25 protein-coding genes and 2 pseudogenes are annotated in these 23,019 nt (G+C 57.8%); 11 read left to right on the top strand and 16 right to left on the bottom strand.

The window, feature by feature from the left end; translation table 11 throughout:
* Window positions 1-2: 2 nt before the first annotated feature.
* The gene (locus L9059_RS12945) at window positions 3-638 is read right to left on the bottom strand and encodes a c-type cytochrome (RefSeq protein WP_247291368.1); all 636 of its coding nucleotides are present in this window, start codon (window positions 636-638) and stop codon (window positions 3-5) included.
* Window positions 639-1,132: 494 nt separating this feature from the next.
* Between L9059_RS12945 and L9059_RS12940 the strand changes: the two genes are divergently transcribed.
* Window positions 1,133-1,705: a TetR/AcrR family transcriptional regulator gene (locus tag L9059_RS12940; RefSeq protein ID WP_247291367.1), complete on the top strand. Its 573-nt coding sequence runs from the start codon at window positions 1,133-1,135 to the stop codon at window positions 1,703-1,705.
* Window positions 1,702-2,679, top strand: coding sequence for a DMT family transporter (locus tag L9059_RS12935; protein WP_247291366.1), 978 nt, complete (start codon window positions 1,702-1,704; stop codon window positions 2,677-2,679). Before L9059_RS12940 ends, L9059_RS12935 begins: the two co-directional genes overlap by 4 nt.
* A gap of 285 nt (window positions 2,680-2,964) precedes the next feature.
* Here the strand turns inward: L9059_RS12935 and L9059_RS12930 are convergent, their stop codons facing one another.
* Together L9059_RS12930 and L9059_RS12925 are read right to left on the bottom strand one after the other, a co-directional pair.
* Window positions 2,965-4,830 carry an ABC transporter ATP-binding protein gene (locus tag L9059_RS12930; RefSeq protein ID WP_247291365.1) on the bottom strand — a complete coding sequence of 622 codons (1,866 nt, stop codon included), beginning with the start codon at window positions 4,828-4,830 and terminating at the stop codon, window positions 2,965-2,967.
* A 292-nt stretch (window positions 4,831-5,122) separates the two neighbouring features.
* Complete coding sequence (locus L9059_RS12925) at window positions 5,123-5,947, bottom strand: DMT family transporter (RefSeq protein WP_247291364.1); 825 nt, start codon at window positions 5,945-5,947, stop codon at window positions 5,123-5,125.
* Between L9059_RS12925 and L9059_RS12920 the strand changes: the two are divergent.
* Both L9059_RS12920 and L9059_RS12915 read left to right on the top strand, forming a co-directional pair.
* Window positions 5,930-6,745, top strand: a pseudogene (locus tag L9059_RS12920) (LysR family transcriptional regulator); the annotation flags it as partial. The gene L9059_RS12925 and the pseudogene L9059_RS12920 sit on opposite strands and share 18 nt — an antisense overlap.
* Window positions 6,746-6,879: 134 nt before the next feature.
* Window positions 6,880-7,449, top strand: coding sequence for a MepB family protein (locus tag L9059_RS12915; RefSeq protein WP_247291363.1), 570 nt, complete (start codon window positions 6,880-6,882; stop codon window positions 7,447-7,449).
* 181 nt (window positions 7,450-7,630) lie between these two features.
* Here the strand turns inward: L9059_RS12915 and arsH are convergent, their stop codons facing one another.
* From arsH to L9059_RS12895, 4 genes are all read right to left on the bottom strand, one after another.
* Window positions 7,631-8,329, bottom strand: a complete 699-nt coding sequence (arsH, locus tag L9059_RS12910; protein WP_247291362.1) for an arsenical resistance protein ArsH — start codon at window positions 8,327-8,329, stop codon at window positions 7,631-7,633.
* A gap of 12 nt (window positions 8,330-8,341) precedes the next feature.
* Window positions 8,342-8,812, bottom strand: a complete 471-nt coding sequence (locus L9059_RS12905) for an arsenate reductase ArsC (protein WP_247291361.1) — start codon at window positions 8,810-8,812, stop codon at window positions 8,342-8,344.
* A 54-nt stretch (window positions 8,813-8,866) separates the two neighbouring features.
* Complete coding sequence (locus L9059_RS12900) at window positions 8,867-9,214, bottom strand: metalloregulator ArsR/SmtB family transcription factor (RefSeq protein WP_247291359.1); 348 nt, start codon at window positions 9,212-9,214, stop codon at window positions 8,867-8,869.
* Between the two features lie 79 nt (window positions 9,215-9,293).
* Window positions 9,294-10,223 (bottom strand): LysR family transcriptional regulator, encoded by a 930-nt coding sequence (locus L9059_RS12895; RefSeq protein WP_247291357.1) that lies wholly within the window; start codon window positions 10,221-10,223, stop codon window positions 9,294-9,296.
* Window positions 10,224-10,342: 119 nt separating this feature from the next.
* On the opposite strand from L9059_RS12895, the gene L9059_RS12890 reads away from it, so the two are divergent.
* Window positions 10,343-10,606: a DUF2798 domain-containing protein gene (locus L9059_RS12890; RefSeq protein ID WP_247291355.1), complete on the top strand. Its 264-nt coding sequence runs from the start codon at window positions 10,343-10,345 to the stop codon at window positions 10,604-10,606.
* A gap of 25 nt (window positions 10,607-10,631) precedes the next feature.
* On the opposite strand, the gene L9059_RS12885 is transcribed toward L9059_RS12890, so the two are convergent.
* Window positions 10,632-10,862 carry a DUF2986 domain-containing protein gene (locus L9059_RS12885; RefSeq protein ID WP_345894340.1) on the bottom strand — a complete coding sequence of 77 codons (231 nt, stop codon included), beginning with the start codon at window positions 10,860-10,862 and terminating at the stop codon, window positions 10,632-10,634.
* On the opposite strand from L9059_RS12885, the gene L9059_RS12880 reads away from it, so the two are divergent.
* Window positions 10,855-11,406 (top strand): GNAT family N-acetyltransferase, encoded by a 552-nt coding sequence (locus L9059_RS12880; RefSeq protein ID WP_247291353.1) that lies wholly within the window; start codon window positions 10,855-10,857, stop codon window positions 11,404-11,406. The two genes, L9059_RS12885 and L9059_RS12880, sit on opposite strands and share 8 nt — an antisense overlap.
* Here the strand turns inward: L9059_RS12880 and L9059_RS12875 are convergent.
* The 3 genes and pseudogenes from L9059_RS12875 to L9059_RS12865 form a co-directional block, all read right to left on the bottom strand.
* Complete coding sequence (locus tag L9059_RS12875; RefSeq protein ID WP_247291352.1) at window positions 11,393-12,442, bottom strand: alpha/beta hydrolase family protein; 1,050 nt, start codon at window positions 12,440-12,442, stop codon at window positions 11,393-11,395. The two genes, L9059_RS12880 and L9059_RS12875, sit on opposite strands and share 14 nt — an antisense overlap.
* A gap of 189 nt (window positions 12,443-12,631) precedes the next feature.
* The gene (locus L9059_RS12870) at window positions 12,632-12,865 is read right to left on the bottom strand and encodes a hypothetical protein (RefSeq protein WP_247291351.1); all 234 of its coding nucleotides are present in this window, start codon (window positions 12,863-12,865) and stop codon (window positions 12,632-12,634) included.
* Window positions 12,866-12,885: 20 nt separating this feature from the next.
* Window positions 12,886-14,041 (bottom strand): annotated as a pseudogene (locus L9059_RS12865) (IS3 family transposase).
* Between the two features lie 261 nt (window positions 14,042-14,302).
* Here L9059_RS12865 and L9059_RS12860 point away from each other — a divergent pair.
* Window positions 14,303-14,752 (top strand): DUF6130 family protein, encoded by a 450-nt coding sequence (locus L9059_RS12860; protein WP_247291350.1) that lies wholly within the window; start codon window positions 14,303-14,305, stop codon window positions 14,750-14,752.
* 91 nt (window positions 14,753-14,843) lie between these two features.
* On the opposite strand, the gene L9059_RS12855 is transcribed toward L9059_RS12860, so the two are convergent.
* The 3 genes from L9059_RS12855 to L9059_RS12845 all read right to left on the bottom strand — a co-directional run bounded on the left by L9059_RS12855 (window position 14,844) and on the right by L9059_RS12845 (window position 17,584).
* On the bottom strand, window positions 14,844-15,299 hold the full coding sequence (locus L9059_RS12855; RefSeq protein ID WP_247291349.1) for a VOC family protein: 456 nt from the start codon (window positions 15,297-15,299) through the stop codon (window positions 14,844-14,846).
* Window positions 15,300-15,440: 141 nt separating this feature from the next.
* Window positions 15,441-16,325 carry an EamA family transporter gene (locus L9059_RS12850; RefSeq protein WP_247291348.1) on the bottom strand — a complete coding sequence of 295 codons (885 nt, stop codon included), beginning with the start codon at window positions 16,323-16,325 and terminating at the stop codon, window positions 15,441-15,443.
* Entirely contained in the window at window positions 16,322-17,584 is a 1,263-nt protein-coding gene (locus L9059_RS12845; RefSeq protein WP_247291347.1) for an MFS transporter, read from the bottom strand. Before L9059_RS12845 ends, L9059_RS12850 begins: the two co-directional genes overlap by 4 nt.
* 101 nt (window positions 17,585-17,685) lie before the next feature.
* Here L9059_RS12845 and L9059_RS12840 point away from each other — a divergent pair, with 101 nt between their 5' ends.
* Window positions 17,686-18,144 carry a winged helix-turn-helix transcriptional regulator gene (locus L9059_RS12840; RefSeq protein ID WP_247291346.1) on the top strand — a complete coding sequence of 153 codons (459 nt, stop codon included), beginning with the start codon at window positions 17,686-17,688 and terminating at the stop codon, window positions 18,142-18,144.
* A 92-nt stretch (window positions 18,145-18,236) separates the two neighbouring features.
* Here L9059_RS12840 and yghU read toward each other — a convergent pair whose 3' ends face one another.
* Both yghU and L9059_RS12830 read right to left on the bottom strand, forming a co-directional pair.
* Entirely contained in the window at window positions 18,237-19,076 is an 840-nt protein-coding gene (gene yghU / locus L9059_RS12835; RefSeq protein WP_247291345.1) for a glutathione-dependent disulfide-bond oxidoreductase, read from the bottom strand.
* A gap of 10 nt (window positions 19,077-19,086) precedes the next feature.
* Entirely contained in the window at window positions 19,087-19,431 is a 345-nt protein-coding gene (locus L9059_RS12830; RefSeq protein WP_247291503.1) for a hypothetical protein, read from the bottom strand.
* Here L9059_RS12830 and L9059_RS31200 point away from each other — a divergent pair.
* The 3 genes from L9059_RS31200 (at window position 19,382) to nirD (ending at window position 22,960) form a co-directional block, all read left to right on the top strand.
* The gene (locus L9059_RS31200; protein ID WP_486969857.1) at window positions 19,382-19,939 is read left to right on the top strand and encodes an MmyB family transcriptional regulator; all 558 of its coding nucleotides are present in this window, start codon (window positions 19,382-19,384) and stop codon (window positions 19,937-19,939) included. The two genes, L9059_RS12830 and L9059_RS31200, sit on opposite strands and share 50 nt — an antisense overlap.
* Window positions 19,940-20,036: 97 nt before the next feature.
* Window positions 20,037-22,598 carry a nitrite reductase large subunit NirB gene (gene nirB / locus L9059_RS12820; RefSeq protein ID WP_247291343.1) on the top strand — a complete coding sequence of 854 codons (2,562 nt, stop codon included), beginning with the start codon at window positions 20,037-20,039 and terminating at the stop codon, window positions 22,596-22,598.
* Window positions 22,598-22,960: a nitrite reductase small subunit NirD gene (gene nirD, locus L9059_RS12815; RefSeq protein ID WP_247291341.1), complete on the top strand. Its 363-nt coding sequence runs from the start codon at window positions 22,598-22,600 to the stop codon at window positions 22,958-22,960. Before nirB ends, nirD begins: the two co-directional genes overlap by 1 nt.
* The last annotated feature ends 59 nt before the right edge of the window (window positions 22,961-23,019 follow it).

Here is a 23,019-nt window from a genome sequence, read left to right as displayed (position 1 = left end):
CTCTACTGACTGAGCTCAGCAAAATATTGGGAAACAGCCTCGACCTCGGTATCGGTGAGTGAGCGCGCAATGTGGCCCATGAGATCGTCTTGATCATTTTTTCGGGTTTTCTGCCGCCAGGCGTTCAGTTGTGATTTGAGGTACTGAGCCGACTGACCGGAGAGCGGCGGAAAGGTGGCACCGACACCGATGCCACCTGGACCATGGCACGCGACGCACTCTGGAATATTTCGATCCCATGAGCCTCTCAAGGCCAGGATTTCCCCAGGGTCTTTCGCTACGTGTGCGCGATTCACTGGTTTTACTGCTGGACTTGGCATTTTGGTGAGCATCACCGCGAGGGCTTTTGATTCGTCTTCGCTCAATGCCTGAGCGATTGGTTGCATGATTGGATTACCTCTGGAACCTGAACGAAAATCAGTGATTTGCTTCGTCAGATAATCAGCAGGTAGGCCTGCAAGCCTTGGAAAACCCGCCGAAGGCATACCTAGACCGTCTGCGCCATGACAGGTTGAGCAGGCTATGGCTCCTGAATTAGCCCCCCCTTGGGAGAATATTTTTTGTGCGTCCGATGCGAAGGCAGGTGTCGTAAATGCACTGGATAAAATACAGACTAATGCCCTTCGCGAGATTTTCATCTGCCAGCCTCATTATCATTATTTTTATAACAGCAATTTCGCTCAGTGTGGTCAGTCGCAATTTGGCGAATATGCCTCTGTGTTAGAACGGCAAGTACCTTGCTGTTAAGACGACCTTAAGTATTCTAGTAGAAAACTGGTTGACCACCCTCAGATCGGTGCGTGGATCTACAGTGACCTTTGCGCCAACCTCCGCAAATCTCTGAGTCGCTTGCTGAACGAGCAGCGAGTGCATTTACCGAGCGCGTTTGTTGGCCTCGATTTACCTGTAGTCACGTGCAGCGGAGTAGCCGATCGGGGAATCACATCGAAGCAAGCAGCTGGCGTGCCGAACTTCATGATGGGCCAACTCCTACGAATCACTGCTGCGTTGGCGTTGGCGTTTGCGTGCGGCGGTCGGTGTCGTAACGGCCATGATTCGAGTCGTATTTGGATGCGCCTCGATCTTACCGGTCAGTATAGTTATCTCCATCCCCATTCCCGAGTGCCTTAAATTGGACAATACCCGCGAGCGCTTGATTGATTCAGCGCTAAAGTTGTTCCTGTCACAAGGCATATACATTACTGGTGTGATGTCCATCGCCGCGATGGCGGGTGTTACCAAGATGACGCTCTACAGCCATTTCCCCTCCAAGGATGCGCTGATAGTGGCGTGCCTAGAGGAGCGTGACCGGCGTTGGCGCGAAGAGGTTGCTCGCACCCTGGCGGGTCACCCTGACCCGATCAGTGGCATGCTCGCGTTTTTCGATTTGTATCAACGCTTTCTTTTACAAGATAGCGAGCGCGGGTGCCTGTTCGTCAACAGCGCGGCTGAATTCCCTCAGTTTAGCCACCCTGTGCATCTGGCAGTGATTAGGCATAAGCAAGGGATACGCGAAAATCTCGCTGCATTGGCCATGAGCGCCGGTGTTAGCAACCCTGGCGTAGCTGCTGAGGGGCTGTTTATCTTGCTGGAGGGTAGTTTTATCAGCGGCGCCATGGGGCAGGGCGCTCGGGTATTCGACACGGCCCGGCAAATTGCTGATTGCTGGATCCGCAAGCTGGGCCGGCAGGAGCATAACGTATGACCCTAGGCTTATTAGCTGCCATTGCCGCCACTTTTTCCTGGTCGCTGCTCTACATCTTTCCAGGGCTAGTCGGCGATTACAGCCTTTTCGATCTGGCTGTGGTGAGTTATGCCTTTGCCGGGCTAGGCAGCCTGATAATCCTACTTGTTTACCGAAACGAAGTGCGGCAATTGCGCCTGAGCGACTGGGCCTGTGCAGCGCTATTGGGCTTTTTAGGATACATCGGCTATTTCTTCCTGATCACCACTGCGGTCTTGGCTGCGGGGCCGGTGATCCCGCCGGTGATGATGGGCTCAGTTCCGATCGTGCTTGCGATTGCCGGTAACATGCGAAGCTCCAGCGTGCCCTGGCGCGCTATTTCCGGGCCGCTGGTGGTGGCGGCCTTGGGCATAAGCTTGGTCAATTTGAGCGTGTTTGATTTTAGCAGCGAGACGGTGGTGCTCCCGACAACTTCAATATGGTTTGGGCTGCTCGCAGCGTTGCTGGCAATCGGATTTTGGACTGGTTTTGGCCTATTAAATGAAAGTGCTTTGGCTCAACGCCCAAGCATGTCCCCCATGCTGTGGTCAGCCATGCTGATCTTCATGTGCAGCGTCGAAATGCTGGCCTTCATCCCAGTTGGGCTGTACTTGAAACTGTCCCATTTCGCCAGCCATCCGAGTGGATTAGCAGGTACTCAGGCGCTAGTAGTATGTGGGCTAATTCAGGGGCTAGGGGCCACCCTTGCCGGTGCCTGGGCATGGTCAATCGCAACTCGGCGCCTACCTTTGGCTCTCAGCGGGCAATTGATCGCCAGCGGAACCCTTTATGCGACTGCCATGGGCCTGCTCATCAACCAACGCTGGCCCTCTCCTATGGAAGCGCTCGGGACAACACTGCTATTCGTTGGGGTGGTGTGGGCTATTCACGCCTTTTATCGCAGAAGAACACACATCGAGTTGAATGGTGCGATAACTGGCACTCGCCAAAACTAATGCAACTGTTCCTAGGTACCCAGGCCGATGACCTCTGGAGCCAAGGCTGAGGGCGTGCCAATAACGATGCCTTCATTTATGACGCGGCAAAAAACCATTACATTTTGCCCGGCAGGAGGGGCGCTGATTTGGCCCACTTCAGAGCCTGTAAAAACAGCGCTGACGTGTTCCAGGGCGCGAACGATGCAAAAGGCAGCATTGACCGTGCGAACGCACAGCCAACGAGTGTTGATGCTCCAACCGATAACGCCTGTGAGCGTTTTTATACACTCTGCTGAGCACCCGTCACGCTAACGCCTGATCCAACGCATCGACCACTCCCTTATCCTCACCCAGGAACCCTCCGCTTTGATGCTGCCACAGCCGCGCATAGACGCCGTTCTTCCCGAGCAATTCGGTGTGGGTGCCCTGTTCGATGATGCGCCCTTCATCCATGACGATGAGCCGGTCCATAGCCGCAATCGTGGACAGCCGGTGGGCGATGGCGATCACGGTCTTGCCCTGCATCATTTCATCAAGGCTTTCCTGAATGGCAACCTCGACTTCCGAGTCCAGCGCGCTCGTGGCCTCGTCAAGCAGCAGTATCGGGGCGTTTTTGAGCATCACCCGGGCTATCGCCACGCGCTGGCGCTGACCGCCCGAGAGCTTGATCCCGCGCTCACCCACAAGGGTGTCGTAGCCGGAATGGCCTTGCCGGTCGCTCAGTTGGCTTATGAACCCATCGGCCTGGGCATTCGCCGCAGCGTTGCGGATTTGCGCGTCGCTCGCTTCGGGACGGCCATAGGCGATGTTGTCGCGAATGGAACGGTGCAACAGGGACGTATCCTGAGTGACCATGCCGATGGAGCCACGCAGGCTGTCTTGCGTCACTTGTGCGATATTTTGGCCATCGATGCGAATCTCCCCGCTATCGACATCGTAGAAGCGTAGCAGCAGGTTGATCAGGGTGGATTTGCCGGCACCAGAGCGGCCAACCAGGCCGATTTTTTCGCCCGGGTGAATATTCAGGTTCAGGCCATCGAGCACCTGGCGTTCGCCATTGTAGTTGAAGCTGACATTGTCAAAGGTTACCGCGCCGCCGGTGGTCACTAGCACGCCGGCGTCCGGCGCATCCTCCACCTTGGAGCCACGGGTCAGTGTTGCCATACCATCCTGTACGGTGCCGATGCTCTCGAACAGTGAGGTCATTTGCCACATGATCCAGTGCGACATGCCATTGATACGCAACGCCATGGCGGTGATTGCCGCCACGGCACCTGCGCCGACTTCACCCTGGTGCCACAGCGATAGGGCATAACCACCTGCTGCCATGATCAACGCCACCACCAATGCCTGGTTGACGATCTCGAACTGACTGACCAGGCGCATCTGGCGAAAGCCGGTTTGCTTGAAATCCTCCATTGCTGCACGCGCGAAATGCGCTTCACGATTGGAGTGGGAGAATAGCTTCACCGTAGTGATGTTGGTGTAGGCGTCTGAGATACGCCCGGTCATCATCGACCGTGCATTGGCCTGTTCTTGGCCGACTTTCCCCAGGCGGGGCACGAAGTACAACATAGCCAGCCCGAACAATACGACCCAGGCCACGAAGGGCAGCATCAGTTTCAGAGCGAAGCCGCCGGCCAGCGCGATGATCGCGATGAAATAAACCCCGATCCCGGGTGCGATCTCGATAAGGGTGAAGAGCACGTCGCGCACGGCTAGGGCAGTCTGCATGACCTTGGTGGTCACTCGGCCGGAAAACTCATCGGAGAAAAACGAAAGGCTTTGCCGCAGCATTAGGCGATGGAAGTCCCAGCGCAGCCGTAATGGCAAGTTAATTGCCAGTATCTGGTGCTGAACCATGGTGCGCAACGCCACCAGTCCGACGCTGGTCACCATCACGATACCCATGCCCCACAACACGCGACTTTCTTGGGCAGCCGCATCACCGCCTGCCTGCCAGGTCGAGAGCAAGTCCACGACCTGGCCGAGAAAGGAAAACAGCCAAGCTTCGTAAATCGACACACCGGCGCTGACCAGTGCAAGTGCAAGGATGTAACCGCGGGCACCCCGGGTACAGGCCCACAGGAACCTGCCCAGGCCGTCGGGTGGCGGTGGTACCTCGTCAGGAGGAAAGGGGTCGAGCCTTTTTTCAAACGCACGAAGCATAGTGTTCTCCAAAACGATCAAGTTAAGGGGATTCTGCCATTGAACGGTTGCTTAGAGGGTTTTGCGAAGTTGAGGTATGGTGCTGGTGGTAGTTAGCTTTGAAGGTTTGGTTGCCGGGGCAGGGCAGTCATAGCATCACAAAGCGTGTGAATAGTCGTGCCTCGGCCGTACCGGTTTTAAGCTATTGTGATACTTGCGACAACGTATGGATGACATCCGCTGCCATCTGTTTAGCACTGTTCATCCCGCCATCCAGTCAATCCGTCAATCCGTAAGACCGGCGCTCCCTGCTTCATAAAGAGCAGCTGCTGTGCCGGGCGGCCTTGCTGGAACCAAGCCCGTCCACCGGACTCATCCCCAGCAATGGCAATCCCAGCAGGGTCAAGCCGACGCCCGTTATTGCACTTAGGGTCAATGGATCGCCGAATTGCAGCCATGTCCAGATAATGGTCACAGGGGGCGTCAGAAAAAGCGCACCGCTGATGCGTTGAATGCTGAAACGTTGCAAGCACACCCAATAAAATCCATAGCCACCCAAGGTTGCGAAGGCCACTAGCCACAGCACGCCACCTGCAAACCCTGCGCTAGTCGGGGGCCATACTTCCCCTTCGAGGCAGGCCAGCACAGCAAACACCGGGATCACTGCGCATACCTGCATGAACAGCGCGGTCGAGGCCGGCATGGATGTGCCGGGCGACGCCTTTTGGAACAGCGTGGCCGCAGCCAGGGAAAAGACAGCCAGCAAAGGCAAGCAGTACGCCCAGAGGTCAGCGGCATCCCAATCCACGTTAGCACCGCTGGCCACCAGCACACCGGTCAGGCACAGCGCCAGGCCCGCCCACTGCCATCCGCGCGTGCGCTGCCCTGGCACGCTAGCTGCCAGCAGCACAATCGTCAGTGGCAGTAGATTGGCGGTGAGTGAGGCAGTGCCCGGCGCGACGCCCAGTTGAATGGAGCCGGCGATGGGGCCTATGTAGCCACCTATCGCGAACAACCCCAGCAGTCCTTGATGGGCTACATCACGGCCGCGCAATTCCCGCAAGCCCGCCCAGGCGAAGGGCAGCAACACCGCCGCCGTCGCCAGGATGAAGCGCCATCGATCTTGCGGTTTGGACAATTCCTGGCTGCTGCAAGCTTTTTGAACAAAAGCCCATCTGCGGTCAGCCTGCATGTTCGTCGCCTGGAAGCTGTGGCCGGGGAGCGCTTGTTGGAACGCGATAATCAAACAGTGAGCCTGACACCACTGGGCCGTCGCTTTGCGTTGCAAAGCGCCGAACTGTTGCGGCTCCACGACGGGCTGCTTGCCAGCTTTATCGTGCCGGTGGCCAGTGGTCGAGTCAGGCTGGGCATTTCCGAGGAGTACGCGGGCGCTGTACTGGCTTGCACGCTGCCGCACCTGACGGCGGATTTTCCGTACATAGAGTTGGAGGTCGAAACTGGTGCCAGTGGTCGCTTGAACACTCGCCTCCAGAGTGGGCAGTTGGATATGGCGCTGTTAGTGGCGTCGGCTGATGTTGCGGCGCCGCAGACGCGTTGCATGAAGACCTTCGGCATCACCCAACCTGTCTGGGTTGCCGCCCACGATTTCATACAGGACATCACCAAACCGGTGCCCCTCGCATTGCACGGCAAGGGTTGCCCGTATCGAAGCGTGGCTGTTGATGCGCTGACCCAGCAAGGTCGACGCTGGCGAGCGGTGATCATGAGCGCCGGGGTGATCGCATTGGAAGCCGCCATCGAGGCCGGATTGGCCATTGGTATCGTCGACCGGGCTCGAGTGCGTCAAGGCATGCGCGTGCTGACGGCTGCCGATGGATTCCCTGAGTTGCCCTTGCATGAATTACGGCTGATGTTGGCCCCCGGGGAGTTGAGCGAGGCGGGGGAGGTGTTGGTGAGATTGATCAGCCATGGCTTTGAGTGTCAGCGCGTGAGGTCAGTAGTGGGCAACTGCCTTTGGCCGAGGCTGTTGACCTTTGCTGCTCTGTTAGGGGGGTGGCTTTGTTCTGGAATGGGTCGTATGGTCAATGAGTCGTTTAGGAGTTGTTCCCATTGAAATCCGATTTAACTGAACTAGATACAAAATATGCAGGCGCGGCAGACCCGGCCCTCGGCCAAATTCCGAACGATCTGATCGCTGCTATCCGGGATGTGTACACGCCGGCGGGAATGCAATTGACGGATCTGGCTCTCCGCGAGGCTGAGAGCGCCGAGTATGGTGCCTCCCGCTTTGGCCTCGACGGCCACACCATTGTCTTCCGTGTGGCTAAAACAACGCCAACGAAAATTGGACAGTTCGTCACAATATGGAAGCGTCCGACGTCAGGCCGCATCATTGCACCTTTTGATGTCGATGATGGCGTGGCCTTTGTTGTGGTAAGTGTGTTCGATGCAACTCATCGTGGACAGTTTGTTTTCGACCAGAAGATACTGGCATCAAAGGGCATCATGGCGATTAACGGTAAAGGCGGTAAGCGCGCTATCCGCGTTTATCCACCTTGGGCCAAACCAGGCGCCAAAGAGGCCGTCAGGACACAACAATGGCAACTACGATACTTCCTTCCTTTTGAACAAAGCGGAAGCGCCGATTCCGTGCAGGTACGTCGACTATTTGAAGTTTAAAATCCTTTTGAATGCCTTGAGGAGGCGTGGCTCACCGCGCCACAAGAACCTCGATTTAGGTTGACCGACTTCCTCAGGGCGCTCACCTATCCAAGGTAAATCTGGTTCGCATGCGAATCATTAGTTCAGGATCGAACGAGTAAAACAGTCGCCAGCAATCCACTCCGTCGCAATGCCAACCTTAGATCGAACGCTGATTAACCCGCTCCATCAGTTGCCCGGCAGTTTCCTTGCGTTCGGAATACCGATCTACCAGTACGCCTTGGTGGTTGCGGAGCAGGAGGGTGAATTTCACCAGTTCTTCCATCACATCGACGACGCGGTCGTAAAACGGCGAAGGTTTCATCCGGCCTGCTTCGTCGAACTCCATGAAGGCCTTTGGCACCGACGACTGATTGGGGATCGTGAACATGCGCATCCAGCGCCCCAGCACGCGCAGTTGGTTGACCACATTGAAGGACTGCGAGCCGCCACACACCTGCATCACCGCCAGCGTCTTACCTTGGGTCGGGCGGACCGCACCGAGCTCCAGGGGGATCCAATCGATCTGCGCCTTGAATACCGCCGACATCGCGCCATGGCGTTCCGGCGAGCACCAGACCTGACCTTCTGACCACACCACCAGATCGCGCAGTTCCTGCACCTTGGGGTGTTCGACTGGAACATCGTCGGGCAGCGGCAAGCCGGATGGATTGAAGATCCGCACATCAGCGCCGAAGTGCTCGAGCAGGCGGGCCGCTTCTTCCACCAGCAGACGGCTGAAGGAGCGTTCGCGGGTCGATCCGTACAGCAACAGGATGCGCGGTTTGTGTTCGCCCGGAGTCGACGTTTGCAGCCCATCGAACAGAGTGGGATCGAGATTGGGTAGGTGTTCCGACATGATTAGTCCTCCTTAGAGAGTGCCGATACGATCGAGTTCGTGTTTGAGCTCATCGCGGCTGAGGCGGTGGAAGGGCAGCTCGAGGAAGGCCTCGCAGCGTTGCTTGATGTGCGCCAACGTTGAGCGAAAGGCAGCGTCGATCAGCGCTTTGTCACCGGTAACGTCGGATGGATCTACCAGCCCCCAATGGGCTTTCAGCGCCGGGCCGAAGTACACCGGACAGGTTTCGCTGGCGGCTTTGTCGCAGACGGTGATGACGATGTCCGGCGGGTTGCCCTCGAAGGCGTCATTGCCCTTGCTGTGCAAGCCGTCAATCGAGATTGCGGCCTGTTGCAAAGTGGACAGGCTGCGCGGCAAGACCTGCCCCTTGGGGAAGCTCCCGGAGCTCACTGCTTCGAATCCGGCCGGCGCAAGGTGATTGAACATGGCTTCGGACAGGATGCTGCGGCAGCTGTTGGCTGTGCACATGAACAGGACTCGCATGGGGTGCTCCTGCCGCGTCGAGCGGACATCGAAGGAAGGGTGATTAAACGGGATTTAGCAGCAGGCGCTTTCGCGCACAGGTCGTCCATCCATGTTCTGCAGACGGGAGGAATTATCCTTGAGCCAGTCGGCGTTGGCCTTCGACGTCACTCGCAGGATTTCATTAACCCAACCTGGCAGATCCGGGTTTAGACGGTAATAGACCCACTGGCCCTGACGCCGATCCAGCAGGAGGCCGTTGCTGCGCAGTTGCGCGAGGTGGCGGCTGATTTTCGGTTGGCTATCGTCGAGCGCACACATCAGTTCGCAGACACACAACTCTCCCTGCTCGGCAATCAGCAGGGTGGCGCGAACTCGGGTCTCGTCAGCCAGGCTCTTGAAGACTTCAGGAGGCGTGATCATCGCAAGGGCTTCATATATGTGGATAATTGAATATACGGATAACCATATGTATTAAGCAAGTCAGAAATTCAAGCGCGGCTTACCCGAGGTGGCGCGGCGGGTCGGCTCGCAGCGCGTGCTCCAGGAAATCGATGAGCGCGCGCACCTTGGAATTCAGCGCGGAACGCTCGGTGACGCACGCGTAGATATCCATAGGCTCAGGCTGCGCAGTGGCAGCGTCTGGATGATGCGGTTCGAACAACGGCACCAGTAATCCAAGCTCGATCAGCGGCTGAGCCACGAAGTCAGCGAGGCGAGCAATACCGCCGCCATTCACGGCAATTTGCGCGAGCATGTCGATGTCATCGCAGACAAACTCAGGATTGGTTTTCACCTCGAAGGTGTGGCCGTGCCGGACGAAATTCCAGGGCAGGTAACGTCCATCAGTGGGATAGCGAAACACCAGGCACGCATGTTTCTGCAAGTCCTCGGGTGTTGCGGGTACGCCGGCTCGCTGCAGATAGGCAGGGGAGGCGCAGAATATGAAAGGGCGCGAGGCAATTGGGCGGGCAACCAGGCTTTCGCTCAACTGCGCCTTGATCCGAATGCTGACATCGATGCCCTCCAGTCGGTGATCGACGCGCCGGTCAGTACTGATCAACTCGATGCCGATGCGCGGGTAGGCTGCCTTGAACGCAGGCATCAAGGGTGCGAGCACATGACGACCGAATGCCGTCGTGGTCGCCGCGCGCAGTGCGCCTTGCGGCTCGCTGGTCATGGTGGCCGATTGCGCTGCGAGGTCGATATCGCGTGGAATGTGCCGAACTTTCTCGAAGTAGCGCGCACCGCTTTCAGTGAGCACCATGCTGCGGGTAGTCCGCGACAGCAGGCGTACACCCAGGTGCGCCTCCAGCCGCGAGAGGCTCTGGCTGACAGCCGCCGCACTCTGGCCCTGGGCGCGGGCTGCGGCGGCAATGCTGCCGGTTTCCACCACCCGGATGTAGGTGTTGATCAAACCCAGAGTATCCATTAACTGACTGTCTGCTCGATTCGTTGATAATATTTAGTATTGATTCAATGACAGCGCGGGTACTGGTTGACTATGAGGATTGTTAACGTTGCCTCTCACTGATTATCCGAGAGCCACTGATGACCGCCGAGTCCACGACATATTCTTCCAGGCTGCGCTTGCCGAGCCGCGCTACGCCTTACGTATTCGCTCTTTACATGGCGATAATAATGGCATTCCTGATGTGCCTGGTGATCACCATAGCCGAATTCGGTCTGGATGAGCATTACTTGGAAAATGTGATGAATGCTTATCGGCTAGCGATGCCATCGGCGTTTGTGTGCGTACTCGTTGTAAGGCCTATAGTTGCCAGGCTTGTGGCATGGACTGTGCGCGCGCGGTAGGCATGTGGAGGTGTGTCTGCACTTATCAGCTTTCAGCAGCAGTGTTTGGCTCTTGACCCGCCTCAGCTTCTATTTTCAATCGGTCAGCCTTGCTGATGTATTTCGCCTTGGCCGGTGCCAATTTGGCACTGGCCTTTTTCGCGTGAGCCTTCAACAACTGCTTTATTTTTTTCTGACGGTTCATTTTTTTCTGCCCAACTTGTAAGTTCATCAATGATATCAGCTTACAAATTGAGCCAGATCCACATATGGACAAAACCTCCTGCGACCTTCCCGGGTTGCTCGTCCGTCAGCCCATCCCCGCTGACGCTCGCGCGATCGCCACGCTGCACATCCGCAGCTGGCAGGCGACCTATCGGGGGCTGCTTTCGGATGGATACCTGAGTGCACTGGACGCCAGCGTAGATCGGCGCGTGGCCTTTCTGTCCAAGGCCATCGAGGATGATAACCAGGCAATCCGGGTGGCAGAGCTGGACGGCAGCCTGGTCGGCTGGAGCTCATTCGGGCCCAGCCGTGACGAGGATGCTCGCACAAGCGATGGCGAACTGAAGGCCATCTACCTTGATCCACAGGCTTGGGGCCTGGGCATCGGCCCGGCGCTGTGGGCTGTGTCACGCGAGGTGCTGGTCGTTGAGGGTTTTCAGCGAGTCAGTGCCTGGGTGCTGGACGGCAACGAGCGCGCCAGCCGCTTCTACCGCAAACTCGGTTTCACGGCGGAGACGGCCAGTCAGCGCACCTTCGAGGAAAACGGCGAGCCACTGCCGCTGACTCGCTATCACCTCCAGCTCAACGCTGGCTAGTGATCAATGGCTGCGCCAGAAACTCATCGATCAGCCCTACGACCTGCTGCTGGATCGCCTCGCGAGAGCGTCCGCCTACGCCATCCTGGCAGATGATCCCGTCGCCTGGCACGTCCTCTTCAAGCATCGCCACCGCACCCGGTTTGCACAACGACAGGAAGCTGAAGTGGCTGGCATCGCTGATCTCGACATAACGACTGGAGGCCTGGGGCAGGCGTCTGGCCAGATCTGCGGATTCCAGCTCAGCGGGAAGGTCGGCAGATGGCACGCCTGCGGCAATCACCAGCGTAGGCACCGCCAGCGTGGCCAGGCTGACATCGGTCATTCCGCGTGACTGGCCCAAGTCCAGGCTGACGACCGAGGTGACACGTTTATCGCGCAAATCGCCAGCCAGCCGGGCTTTCGCGGCGGGGGTGCTGGCGGGGTTGATCTGGTAGTACACCGAGCAACTGGCCAACTGGGTGTGGACTGCGCATTCCTGGTCGAAGCGTTCGGGATCAAAACGTGCCCCGGCGATTTCCAGCGCGGTCCAGCCGCCGAGTGAATGGCCCACTACGGCCACTCGACCCTTCGCGACTGCGCCAAATTGCTGCGGCTGAGCCAGCACCGCATCAATGACCCGGCGCAGGTCGGCCGGGCGCTGCCATAACTGTGCTGCGGCTTTGGGGCTACGGTCATGGGTGGTGGTGCCAGGGTGGTTAACAGAGGCGACGATGTAGCCCTTATGGGCAAGGGCCGTGGCCAGCCACGCCTGGTTGCTCCAGTTACCGCGGTAACCGTGGGAGATCACTGCCAGAGGATGCTCACCGGCCGCCGCGGGTGCGTTGCGTACGGCAAGGACACCGACAAATGCCGGATTGTCAGCGATCAATTGTGGTGTGGCCGTGGTGGTACCGGGATACCAGACGACCATTTCCAGGGGGCGATCTTTTTGCGGGTCGGCGAGCGTGGAGGTCTGGAAGCCGATAGGGGTGGTGTCAGCGACCGCGGTGGTGGCCAGGCAGATGAGTAGCAGGGTGCCGATAGCGCTTTTCATTGTTTTTATCTTCCTTGAGTGGATTCAGCACGCGCATTAAAGCGTAGATCCTGCGGTCGTCAAGGTGGCCCCGACTCATTGGCGGAGTGATGCGATTAATTGGCGGTATTAGTAGCAGTGGCGAAGGTTGCGTTGCACTGTCTGGAAGGGTGGTTCAGATGCTCAATGTTGGAAGCCAAGTTTGTAGTTTCAATCATTCCCGGACAATTCCGACCTGTAGCTGGAAAGCGTCGCATTGAGGGCATCGGTGACCAGGTTTTTCAGGATCGGTTGGGAAGATGATTCCATCTCCTGGCCAATTTCGGCTTGTTTCGCCATGACTTTCGGCACGTACTTGGAAGATTGAAATTCAGTTGCTAAAGAGGATAATTTCTCCTGGGTGAACAACTTTTCGTAAGTCAGCGCAATATTTTTATCCCGCAAGGGTTGGTACTTTGTAGTGGTCAACTAATCCCGGACACGACGTTGAGTTTTTCCTCGGCCCGAGCTGGCGCCAGCACACCGTTGAATGGGTGAGGCCGAATCCAGTTGTACCGATGCATCAAAAAATGGCTGATGTCGCGCTGTGCTTCCTGCGCAGTTCTGTAGCCTAAGGCCGGTATCCATTCAGTTTTCAAACTCCGGAACACTCGCTCCATCGGTGCATTGTCCCAGCAATTTCCCCGGCGACTTCATGCTCTGGCGTATGCGGTAGCGCCACAACCGTTGGAGAAACAACCGGCTTGCGACCCTTGATCCGAGTGGAATAGCAGACCCGAAGGCCTGCCACGCTGCTCGCAGGCCATATTCAGGGCCTTGATCACGAGTTCAGCGTCCGGTTTTTCCGACAGTGCCCAGCCCACTATCCGGCGCGCGCAAAGATCCAGCACGACAGCCAGGTAATGCCATTTACCTTGAGCCCAGATGTAAGTGATGTCACCGCACCAGACCTGGTTGGGCGCAGGAACATCGAACTCCCGATTCAACGTATTAGGGATATCCAGCCGTTCGACTGTTGCTCATTTGTACGCATGAGAGCCTGGCTGTTTGCTCACAAGCTCAAGTTCGCGCATTAAGCTACGTACCTTGAACAGCCCCAGTTGCTCACCGTTTTCACGTATCAGCGACAAGATGCTGCGGCTGCCCGCAGCTCTACGGCTTTGCGAGAACAGCTCACTGACGCGACTAGGCAATCGAAGCCGTTCTACATCGGGCGTGCGGCGCCTCAGGCGCTGGGCGTAGTAACACGAGCGGGTGACATCAAACACCTTGCACAGCCAATCAACCGGCTCATGGGCGCTCAATTGGTCAATCAGCGCGAACGCTCGTGATCTTCCGACATCAAGAGCGCGGTAGCCTTTTTAATATGGATTTTTCTTGCTCAAGCCGAGCGATCCGGGACTCCAGCTCCTGAATTTTTTGCTGTTCCGGCGTCAGCGCCTTGCTCTGCGGGGTAACACCTTTATGTTCTTTCTGAATCTGGTCGACCCAGCGGCGCAATGCCGACTCACCAATGCCGAGTGAACGGCTGGCTTCGATGTAGCTGTAGTTTTGTTTGAGCACGAGGCCGGCAGCCTCGCGCTTGAATTCAGGAGTAAAGGAGCGCCGTTGTTTGGTCATCTGACACCTCGATCTGGCGAGCATTCTCGCCTAAATGGGTGTCCGGGTTCATCAGACCACTACAGCCACCACAAAATGGACGGATCTATTTCCTGACCATATCCCGTCCTCAAAACACGTAAGGACACCACGTCGATTCAGCGAGCGTGCGTCATCGTTAACGTCCATCGCGAGCATGTTCGCTCCTACAAGGGGCAATGGGGATTCGTAAAGGCGAGCGGTTTGAACTAGCCTTGAATGATCTCACGCGGGAGAAAAATCATGCCCATCCCGGTCGGAAGTCTATATGCCCTTGCCTTGGGTGTTTTGTATTGGACAGCCGCATTCGGCCAAGGCGAGGCAGATCTCCATCACCCTCCGGCAGTACTTCCTCTGGAATCGGAGACGGTGCCAGCACTGATCGCCTATCCACCCCTGGCCGAGCCGCTGACCCGCGGTGTGGTGATCGTCCAGTATCGAACCGAGCGCACAAGAATCATGCCGGTGTTCGGTAAAGCGGCCGTTGAGGTATCGCCCCGTCTCGGCCACCTTCACGTGACCGTCGATGACTGGAAGGGTACTTGGGCGCACACCAGTGAAGACCCGATTATCCTGGTCGGCCTGACCCCAGGCGCGCACAAGGTACTGCTCGAAGTCGCAGATCCGACTCACAAGATCCTCACCAGCACGACAGTGAGTTTTAGGGTTCCAGAGAAGAAACCGATGGATTGAAAATACTCCCCTCGCAGATCACTACAATTACCGGCACACCTCGTCTGATCGTCCAAGCAGGGTCAAAAGCGGCCGCCCATCAAGAGACCTCTCAAGAAAACGCATCCTGGATGAATGCCTCAAGCGTCTTCTCTTCCAGAATTTCGATGGAGAAATGCCCGAAGCGCTTTGGCAGCCAGATGATGCGAGTCCCGGAAGGGGATTGAAGGCTCTCGCGGGCCAGTGGCTTGCCATTTTCGTCTTCGGGCTGAACGCCTTGGGCGATCAATTCGTCGTAGGCGGATTCGATGTCTGGGGTCGAGTAACAATGGCGGTAGATCATCCCCGCTCCGCACCTATCTAGTAATTCCTTCAGGTTCCCCGCCAAAGGCTGTACCAACATGAAGCGCTCCTGGCCGATCAGTGCTATCGCGTAGCGCACGTGCAAACCGCCTCGTTCCCAAACGAGAGCGTTGGAGATTCTGGCATTCAGTATCTGCGCGTAGTAGGTACACGCTTCTTCAAGATTCTCGACCAGTACGTCTACGTGACTGAACTTCAGGTCCATTGGGCCTCTCCATGTGAACATGAACTCATGGTAACCATTGCATTTTCTGGATACCACGAGGTTTCATGTGAGTTGGGTAATTTGTAGCGGCTATGACCCATGGCTTGCCCCGGCGGATTCGCCGCCGGGTCAACCCGTTGCTCACACCGAGCCCTTGCAAACCGCATGCACTATCCGTTGTCCGTATAAGCCTACGCCAAGGCCGGACACGATAAGAACCACCGCCAATATTTTATTGAACGACAGGTTCTCATTGAAAATCAGCAACGAGCCGAGCAGACCGAACACCGGTACCAACAAAGATAAAGGCGCGACTGTGGACACCGGATATCGTTTCATTAAGGAGTTCCACACCCAGTAGCCGAACAGCGTGTTGGGGTAGACCTGGAACAGGATCGACAGCACTGCGCGGTAGTCGAGTTGGCTGACCAAGGTGCGGTAACCCGTCGAGCCGTTGACCAGGTAATCCAGGGCAAAAAGCGGCATCGGCGAAAACACACTGGACCACACCAGGAAGGCGAAAACCTGGGTGGTCCTGGCTTTCTTGTTGATGACGTTGGCGGCACTCCAGGCCAGCGCTCCCAGCAGCACCAGTAGCAACCCGGCGCTGGTGACGGTTGCGTCAGCGATGGAGATGATGCTCAACAAACCACAAAGGGCCAGGCCCATGCCTGCGTACTGGAAGCGCGAAATCGATTCCTTGAAGATCCACGAGCCCAGCAAGATTGTGAAAAACGCGCTGAACTGAAGCACCAGCGAAGCGATACCCGCCGACAAACCCGACTGGATGCCGAGGTTGACCAAGCCCCAGAGGCCGATACCGAACACCAGGCCGTAGCCGATGATATAGCGCCACTGCACATCAGGTTTTGGAATGAAGAAAATCGCCGGGATCGCGCACAGCGTGAAGCGGATGCCAGCAAGAATGAACGGATCGACTGTGGTCAGGCCCAGCTTGATCACCGAGAAATTCACGCCCCATATGGCAGTGATCGTGATGGCGAGAAGCAGATGCCTGGTTTTCATGAAGGTCTTCCTTGCCGATTCATTGAGCGAGCGGTGAGATACCACACCACCAGTGCCGTAGCGCTGATCAAGGCGCCCAGCAGGCTTACTGCCGGCCAGCCCGAAAGTGCATAAACCTGGGTCGCCGCCGCGGCCCCTAGCGCGCTACCCAGCGAGTAGAAACACATGTAAGCGCCGACCATGCGGCTTTGGGCATCGGGTCGGGCGGCAAAGATGATGCTCTGGTTGGTGACGTGTACGGCCTGCACCGCGAAGTCGAGCAGGATCACGCCGCACACCAGCGCAACCAGGGACGTTTCGGTATAGCTGATGGGCCACCAGGACAGCGTCAGCAGCACCAGGGAAATGCCGGTCACCCGTTGTCCCAGTCCTCGATCGGCCCAACGGCCGGCCCTCCTGGCCGCCAGTGCCCCGGCAACCCCGGCCAGGCCAAATAGACCGATGGCGGTGTGGGAAAGCGAAAGTGGCGGGGCGCTCAAGGGCAACACCATGGAAGTCCACAGCACCGAAAAAGCGGCGAAAATCAGCAAGGCCAGCAGGCCTCTGGCGCGAAGCGCCGGTTCGGTGATGAACAGTTTGAATAGCGAACCGATAAGCCCCAGGTAGGACTCCCGATGCGTCGGCGACGCAGTGACCGGCACCACTTTCCACAGCACCGCTGCGATGCTCAGCATCAATCCCGAAGACGCGAAGTAAACCGCGCGCCATCCCGCGACGTCCGCAATCAGGCCCGAGGCAAACCGTGCCAAGAGGATGCCCAGGACAATGCCACTGGTGACTGTCCCCACCGCCTGGCCGCGTTGTGACGGCGTGGCGAGCACGGCAGCGTATGCCACGAGTATTTGCACCACCACGGCCAGCAAACCTACCGCGATCATCGCGCCCAACAGGGCCAGCCATTGCTGTGCTGCGCCGACTGCCGCGAGGGCGGCAGCCGATAGCAGGACCTGAGTCAGGATCAACCGTTTCCGGTTGACCAGGTCGCCCAGTGGCACAATAAACAGCAACCCAAGGGCGTAGCCCACCTGAGTCGCCGTGACCACGACCCCGATCATGGATGAGGCGACGCCCAGGCTCTGGGCCATCGAATCGAGTAGCGGTTGTGCGAAGTACACGTTGGCGACTGCCAGGGCGCAGGTGACGGAGAACAGGAAGATCAGCGCTGGAGAAAGGCCCGCAGATGGCTCCGTTCTTTGGCATTGTGCAGTGGGTAAATCCTTGGCCGAGGGTAAGGTGGCTGAATTGGCATCGGCTGGCATGTGAGGCTCCTGAGTGCTAATCTGGTTGCAATTAAAAACCCGTTCAATTGTTGCTGTAACGGGTTGCAAATTGCAACTACGTTGCGCGGGGACAGGAAACCATGCTCGAACACACTTCACTGCCAGGCAGCGAATGCCCGGTAGCAAGGACGCTGGAAGCCATCGGGGATCGCTGGTCGCTGATGATCATCCGTGATGCTTTCGACGACATTCGCCGGTTCAGCGAGTTTCAGAAGAGCCTGGGCGTGGCGAAGAATATTCTGGCATCGCGCTTGAAGAAACTGGTCGAGGTCGGGGTATTTGATGTGTGCCCGGCGTCGGATGGAAGTGCGTACAAGGAATACGTGCTGACCAACAAGGGGCGGGAGATTTTTCCCGTGGTGGTCAGCATGAGGCAGTGGGGGGAACGGTTTTTGTTCGAGGCGGGGGAGACGCAGTCGGTGTTATTGGACAAGGCGTCTGGGGAGTCTTTGATGCCGATTGAGGTTCGCTCAGCAAGTGGTCAGAGGCTTGGGCCTACCGATTGCCGTCGGGTGAGAGTCGTTGCATCGGATCTGTAGCGCCCGGCTCGCTGGCGATAGCGGTGGATCATGCAGCATCGGCCTTGAGACATCCCGCCTGGATTGGCGGGACTTCAATAGGTATCAGCCGTTTAACCCAGATCCTGTGCCTGATGCCGTTCCGCAACCTGGCTCGCTTCATCGCCCCAGGTCCGGTTGACCCGCTGGCCACGGATGACCGCAGGCCGGTTGGCGATTTTCTCTGCCCATCGCTGCAGATGGGTGTATTGGTCGGCCGACAGAAATTCGGCGGCCGAATACACGTTGTTTCGCACTAGTTGGCCATACCAGGGCCACACCGCGATATCCGCAATCGAGTAGCTGTCACCACCGAGGTACGGGCTTTCAGCCAGGCGGCGATCCAGCACATCCAGTTGACGCTTGGCTTCCATGGTAAAGCGATTGATCGGGTACTCGAATTTCTCCGGCGCATACGCATAAAAGTGCCCGAAGCCGCCGCCCAGGTACGGCGCCGCGCCCATCTGCCAGAACAACCAGTTCAGGGTTTCGGTACGTCCGGCGAGGTCGGTGGGCAGGAACTCGCCGAACTTCTCGGCCAGGTACAGCAGGATGGCGCCGGATTCGAATACGCGTAGGGGTGGTTGGACAGTGCGATCCAGCAGCGCGGGAATCTTCGAGTTTGGATTGATCTCGACAAAACCACTGGAGAACTGGTCGCCCTCACCGATGCGGATCAACCACGCATCGTATTCGGCATCGCTGTGCCCCAGCGCCAACAACTCTTCAAGCAGGATCGTGACTTTCACGCCATTGGGCGTAGCCAGCGAGTAGAGCTGCAACGGGTGCTTGCCCAACGGCAAGGTCTTCTCGTGAGTCGGGCCAGCAGTGGGGCGGTTGATGTTGGCGAATTGCCCGCCGGACGGGGCGTTGTTTACCCAGACTTTGGGCGGGATGTAGGGTGCTTTACTCATCGGACAAACCTCATGATTTTTCGCTTAGAGTGCCGAGCAGGCGAAATTGATCCGTGCGCAGATTCAGCAGTTGCAAAACAATGCCAAGAAACGCCACAGCTGCGGCGCTAATCAGCACTGTCCAGACAGGCAGGTGCAACAGGAACAGCAAACCTCCCACCCCAGCGCCCAATGCACTGCCCAGATAAAGTGCTGATTCATTCAACGCGACCGCTAAATTACCATCTCCATGGCGCTCCCGCTCTGCGATCAACTCGTTGTTTTGGTAGACGCCTCCGTAGGCAGGATCAGTGCTGAAAGGGGCGATGAAGCTATACATCCCCAAGCGGGAAACCGCAGCCAGCACAGAGGCCATCAGGATGCGCAGGATTTTTCCATCTATTCTGAATCTGCGTTGGGACGTGCTCGCATGGAATACTGCAGGCGATATGTTATTCAACTTTTCCGGGAAACCACCAGAACAGCGCAACCTCCTGTGGATGCTGTCTACCGATGAGCACATGCGTGCGTTGTTGTGCCCGTGGCGCACTTCTATAAAGCGGGTTGACGATGGTGCGCACCAGTTGGAAGCGAAAAGCGGGCCGCTTCTTTGCTTCGCCAGTGACTGGTCATGTGCACATAAAGCTCTTCGCTACGGCTCGCAGAAGCCCTGGAATCCAGTCATCGCAAGGCTCCCCGCTTGCGCGATTACCCAGGTTCCCACTCATATGGGCTTGCTGCTCAGCGTTCTGGCACAAAGACTGCAGGTGCCCAGCAGGTCTACCGGAAATAATCCAGGTAGGCTGCCCTCTCGATCAACGACGATCGATCGGCCAGACAGGCCATGGGCAACAGCGGAGGATCAGGCGAAGTCGCCCGGTTGATCCCGCATAAGAACAGGCAAAGACGCCTGGAACCGCAAGGTTTCAGGCGTTTTTTTTTGCTTTTTTTAACCGTGATGGGCTTTGTCGGGTGCTTGATATGAATTCCAATGTTGCCGCGTTGAACAAGTTGAAAACACTGATCGTGGTCGGTAATGGCATGGTCGGACATCATTGTGTCGAGCAACTGATCGAACGCGGTGCCCTGGAGCACTATCGGCTGCATGTGTTCGGCGAGGAGCCGATGCGTGCCTACGATCGCGTGCACCTTTCCGAATACTTCACCGGCCGGGATGCCGAATCCTTGGCGCTGTCTGATGCGTCGTTGTACCAGACGCCGGGTGTCACGCTGCACCTTGGGGTACCGGTACTGGAAATCGACCGCGCCCGTCGTGCTGTAGTCACCGCGCAAGGTTGTATCGCCTATGACAAGTTGGTGCTGGCCACCGGTTCTTATCCGTTTGTGCCGGCGATCGAGGGTGCCGAAGGTGACTCGCGTCTGGTGTACCGCACCCTTGAGGACCTCGACGCCATTCGGGCTGCTGCGGTCAACGCCCGGCGTGGCGTGGTGGTGGGCGGTGGCCTGCTGGGGCTTGAAGCCGCCAATGCGCTCAAAAGCCTGGGCCTTGAAGCGCATGTCGTTGAATTTGCTCCACGGTTGATGCCAGTGCAACTGGACGACCTGGGTGGTCTGGCACTCAAGACCCAAATCGAACGGCTTGGGGTTGGCGTGCATTTGTCGCGTGCCACTCAGTCGATCAGCGCTGGTGAGGATTACCGTTATCGGATGAATTTTGCCAATGACGAGTTCCTTGAAACCGACCTGGTCGTATTCTCCGCCGGTATCCGCGCCCAGGACGCATTAGCCCGCCGATCCAGCCTGGAGACAGGCCCGCGCGGGGGGGTGGCCATTAACGACGAGTGCCTGAGCAGCGACCCGAACATCTACGCGATTGGCGAGTGTGCGTCCTGGAACGGCAGCCTGTTCGGCTTGGTTGCGCCGGGTTACCAAATGGCCCGCGGCGTTGCCGCCCTGTTGTGCGAGCAGGCCGCCGAGCCGTTCATGGGCGCGGACATGTCGACCAAGCTCAAGCTACTTGGCGTCGACGTTGGCTCAATCGGCGACGCGCATGCCCACACCCCTGGCTCGCGCAGCTATCAGTTCATCGACGAGGCGACAGCCAGCTATCGACGTCTGGTGGTGGACGCGACGGGCAAACATGTACTGGGCGCCGTGCTGGTTGGCGACAACAGCTACTACGACACCCTGCTGCAATATATGCAAAACAGCATCGTGCTGCCGCAGGACCCTGCCAGCTTGATTTTGCCATCGTCCTCAGGCGCTCCGATGCTGGGCCCGGGCGCGCTGCCTGAATCCGCGACCGTCTGCTCCTGCCACAACGTCACCAAAGGCTCCATCTGCTCGGCGATCGATGGTGGTTGCACCGACCTCGCCATACTCAAGACGCAGAGCAAGGCCGGCACTGGCTGCGGCGGATGTGCCGGTTTACTCAAGCAGGTTTTCGAGCATGAGTTGATTGCCCGCGGGGTCAGCGTCGACAGAAGCCTGTGTGAACACTTCGCCTATACCCGCCAGGAACTGTATGCCCTGGTGCGGGTGGAAGGGGTGAAGTCCTTTGAAGAATTGTTGGCCCAACATGGCCGTGGTCATACCGGTTGCGATATCTGCAAACCAGCCGTGGGATCGATCCTCGCGTCGTGCTGGAACCAGCCCATCATGGACGCCTCGCTGGTGCCGTTGCAGGACACCAATGACACGTTCATGGCCAATATGCAGAAAAACGGCACTTATTCGGTAGTCCCGCGCATTCCCGGTGGCGAAATCACTGCCGATAAGTTGATTGCGATCGGGGTCGTGGCGAAGAAATACGAGCTCTACACCAAAATCACTGGCGGTCAGCGGATCGACTTGTTTGGCGCGCAATTGCACGAGTTGCCGGGCATCTGGGCGGAGTTGATCGAGGCGGGTTTTGAAACCGGGCATGCCTACGGCAAATCCACCCGCACCGTAAAGTCGTGCGTGGGCAGCACCTGGTGCCGTTACGGCGTGCAGGACAGCGTGAAAATGGCCCTGGCGATCGAGGACCGCTACAAGGGCCTGCGCTCGCCGCACAAGCTCAAGTTTGCCGTGTCCGGTTGTACTCGGGAATGCGCCGAGGCCCAGAGCAAAGACGTCGGTGTGATCGCGACCGAGAAAGGCTGGAACCTCTACATCGCTGGTAATGGCGGCATGCGTCCGCGCCACGCTGAGCTCTTCGCCACTGACCTGGACGATGAAACCCTGATCCGCTACATCGACCGCTTCCTGATGTTTTACATCCGCACCGCCGACAAATTGCAGCGCACCTCGGTCTGGCGCGAAAGCCTGGAGGGCGGCCTGGATTACCTCAAGGACGTGATCATCCACGACAGCCTGGGCCTGGGCGCCGAACTTGAATTGCAGATGCAACTGGTGGTCGAACGCTACGAGTGCGAGTGGGCCAACGCCCTCAAGGACCCGGAAAAGCTCAAGCGCTTCCGCACCTTCGTCAACGACAAGCGCCCGGATCCGGATATCCATTTTGTCCAGGAGCGCGGTCAGCGCCGTCCGATCATGGCCACCGAACTCAACGTCATTCCTGTCATCGAGGAGATTGCCTGATGAGCCAGTCCAACACTCAGCAAAACCTTGCAGCCTGGAAAACGGTTTGCAGTGAACAGGACCTGGTGAGCAACTCCGGGGTCGTCGTCTGGTTCGAGGGTGCGCAAGTGGCGCTGTTCTACTTGCCTGAGGCCCAGGGCCGGTCGCTTTATGCGATCGACAATCACGACCCGCAATCCGGGGCGAATGTGATCGGTCGCGGTTTGATCGGCAACATCAAGGGGGAAATGGTGGTGGCGTCGCCTATCTACAAGCAGCATTTTCGCCTGGAAGATGGCCACTGCCTGGAGTCGTCGCAACAGCGGTTGCGGGTTTGGCCCGTGCGCTTGAACAGTGGCATGGTTGAACTTGGGCTCGATTGACTGACGCCGGGGCCGAGCCTCGGACCTTTGACTTCACCTGCAAAGCGGTTAATATACGA

This window comes from Pseudomonas violetae (assembly GCF_023072615.1).
In the GTDB taxonomy this organism is placed as follows: domain Bacteria; phylum Pseudomonadota; class Gammaproteobacteria; order Pseudomonadales; family Pseudomonadaceae; genus Aquipseudomonas; species Aquipseudomonas violetae.
This window is presented reverse-complemented; position numbering and strand designations above follow the sequence as displayed.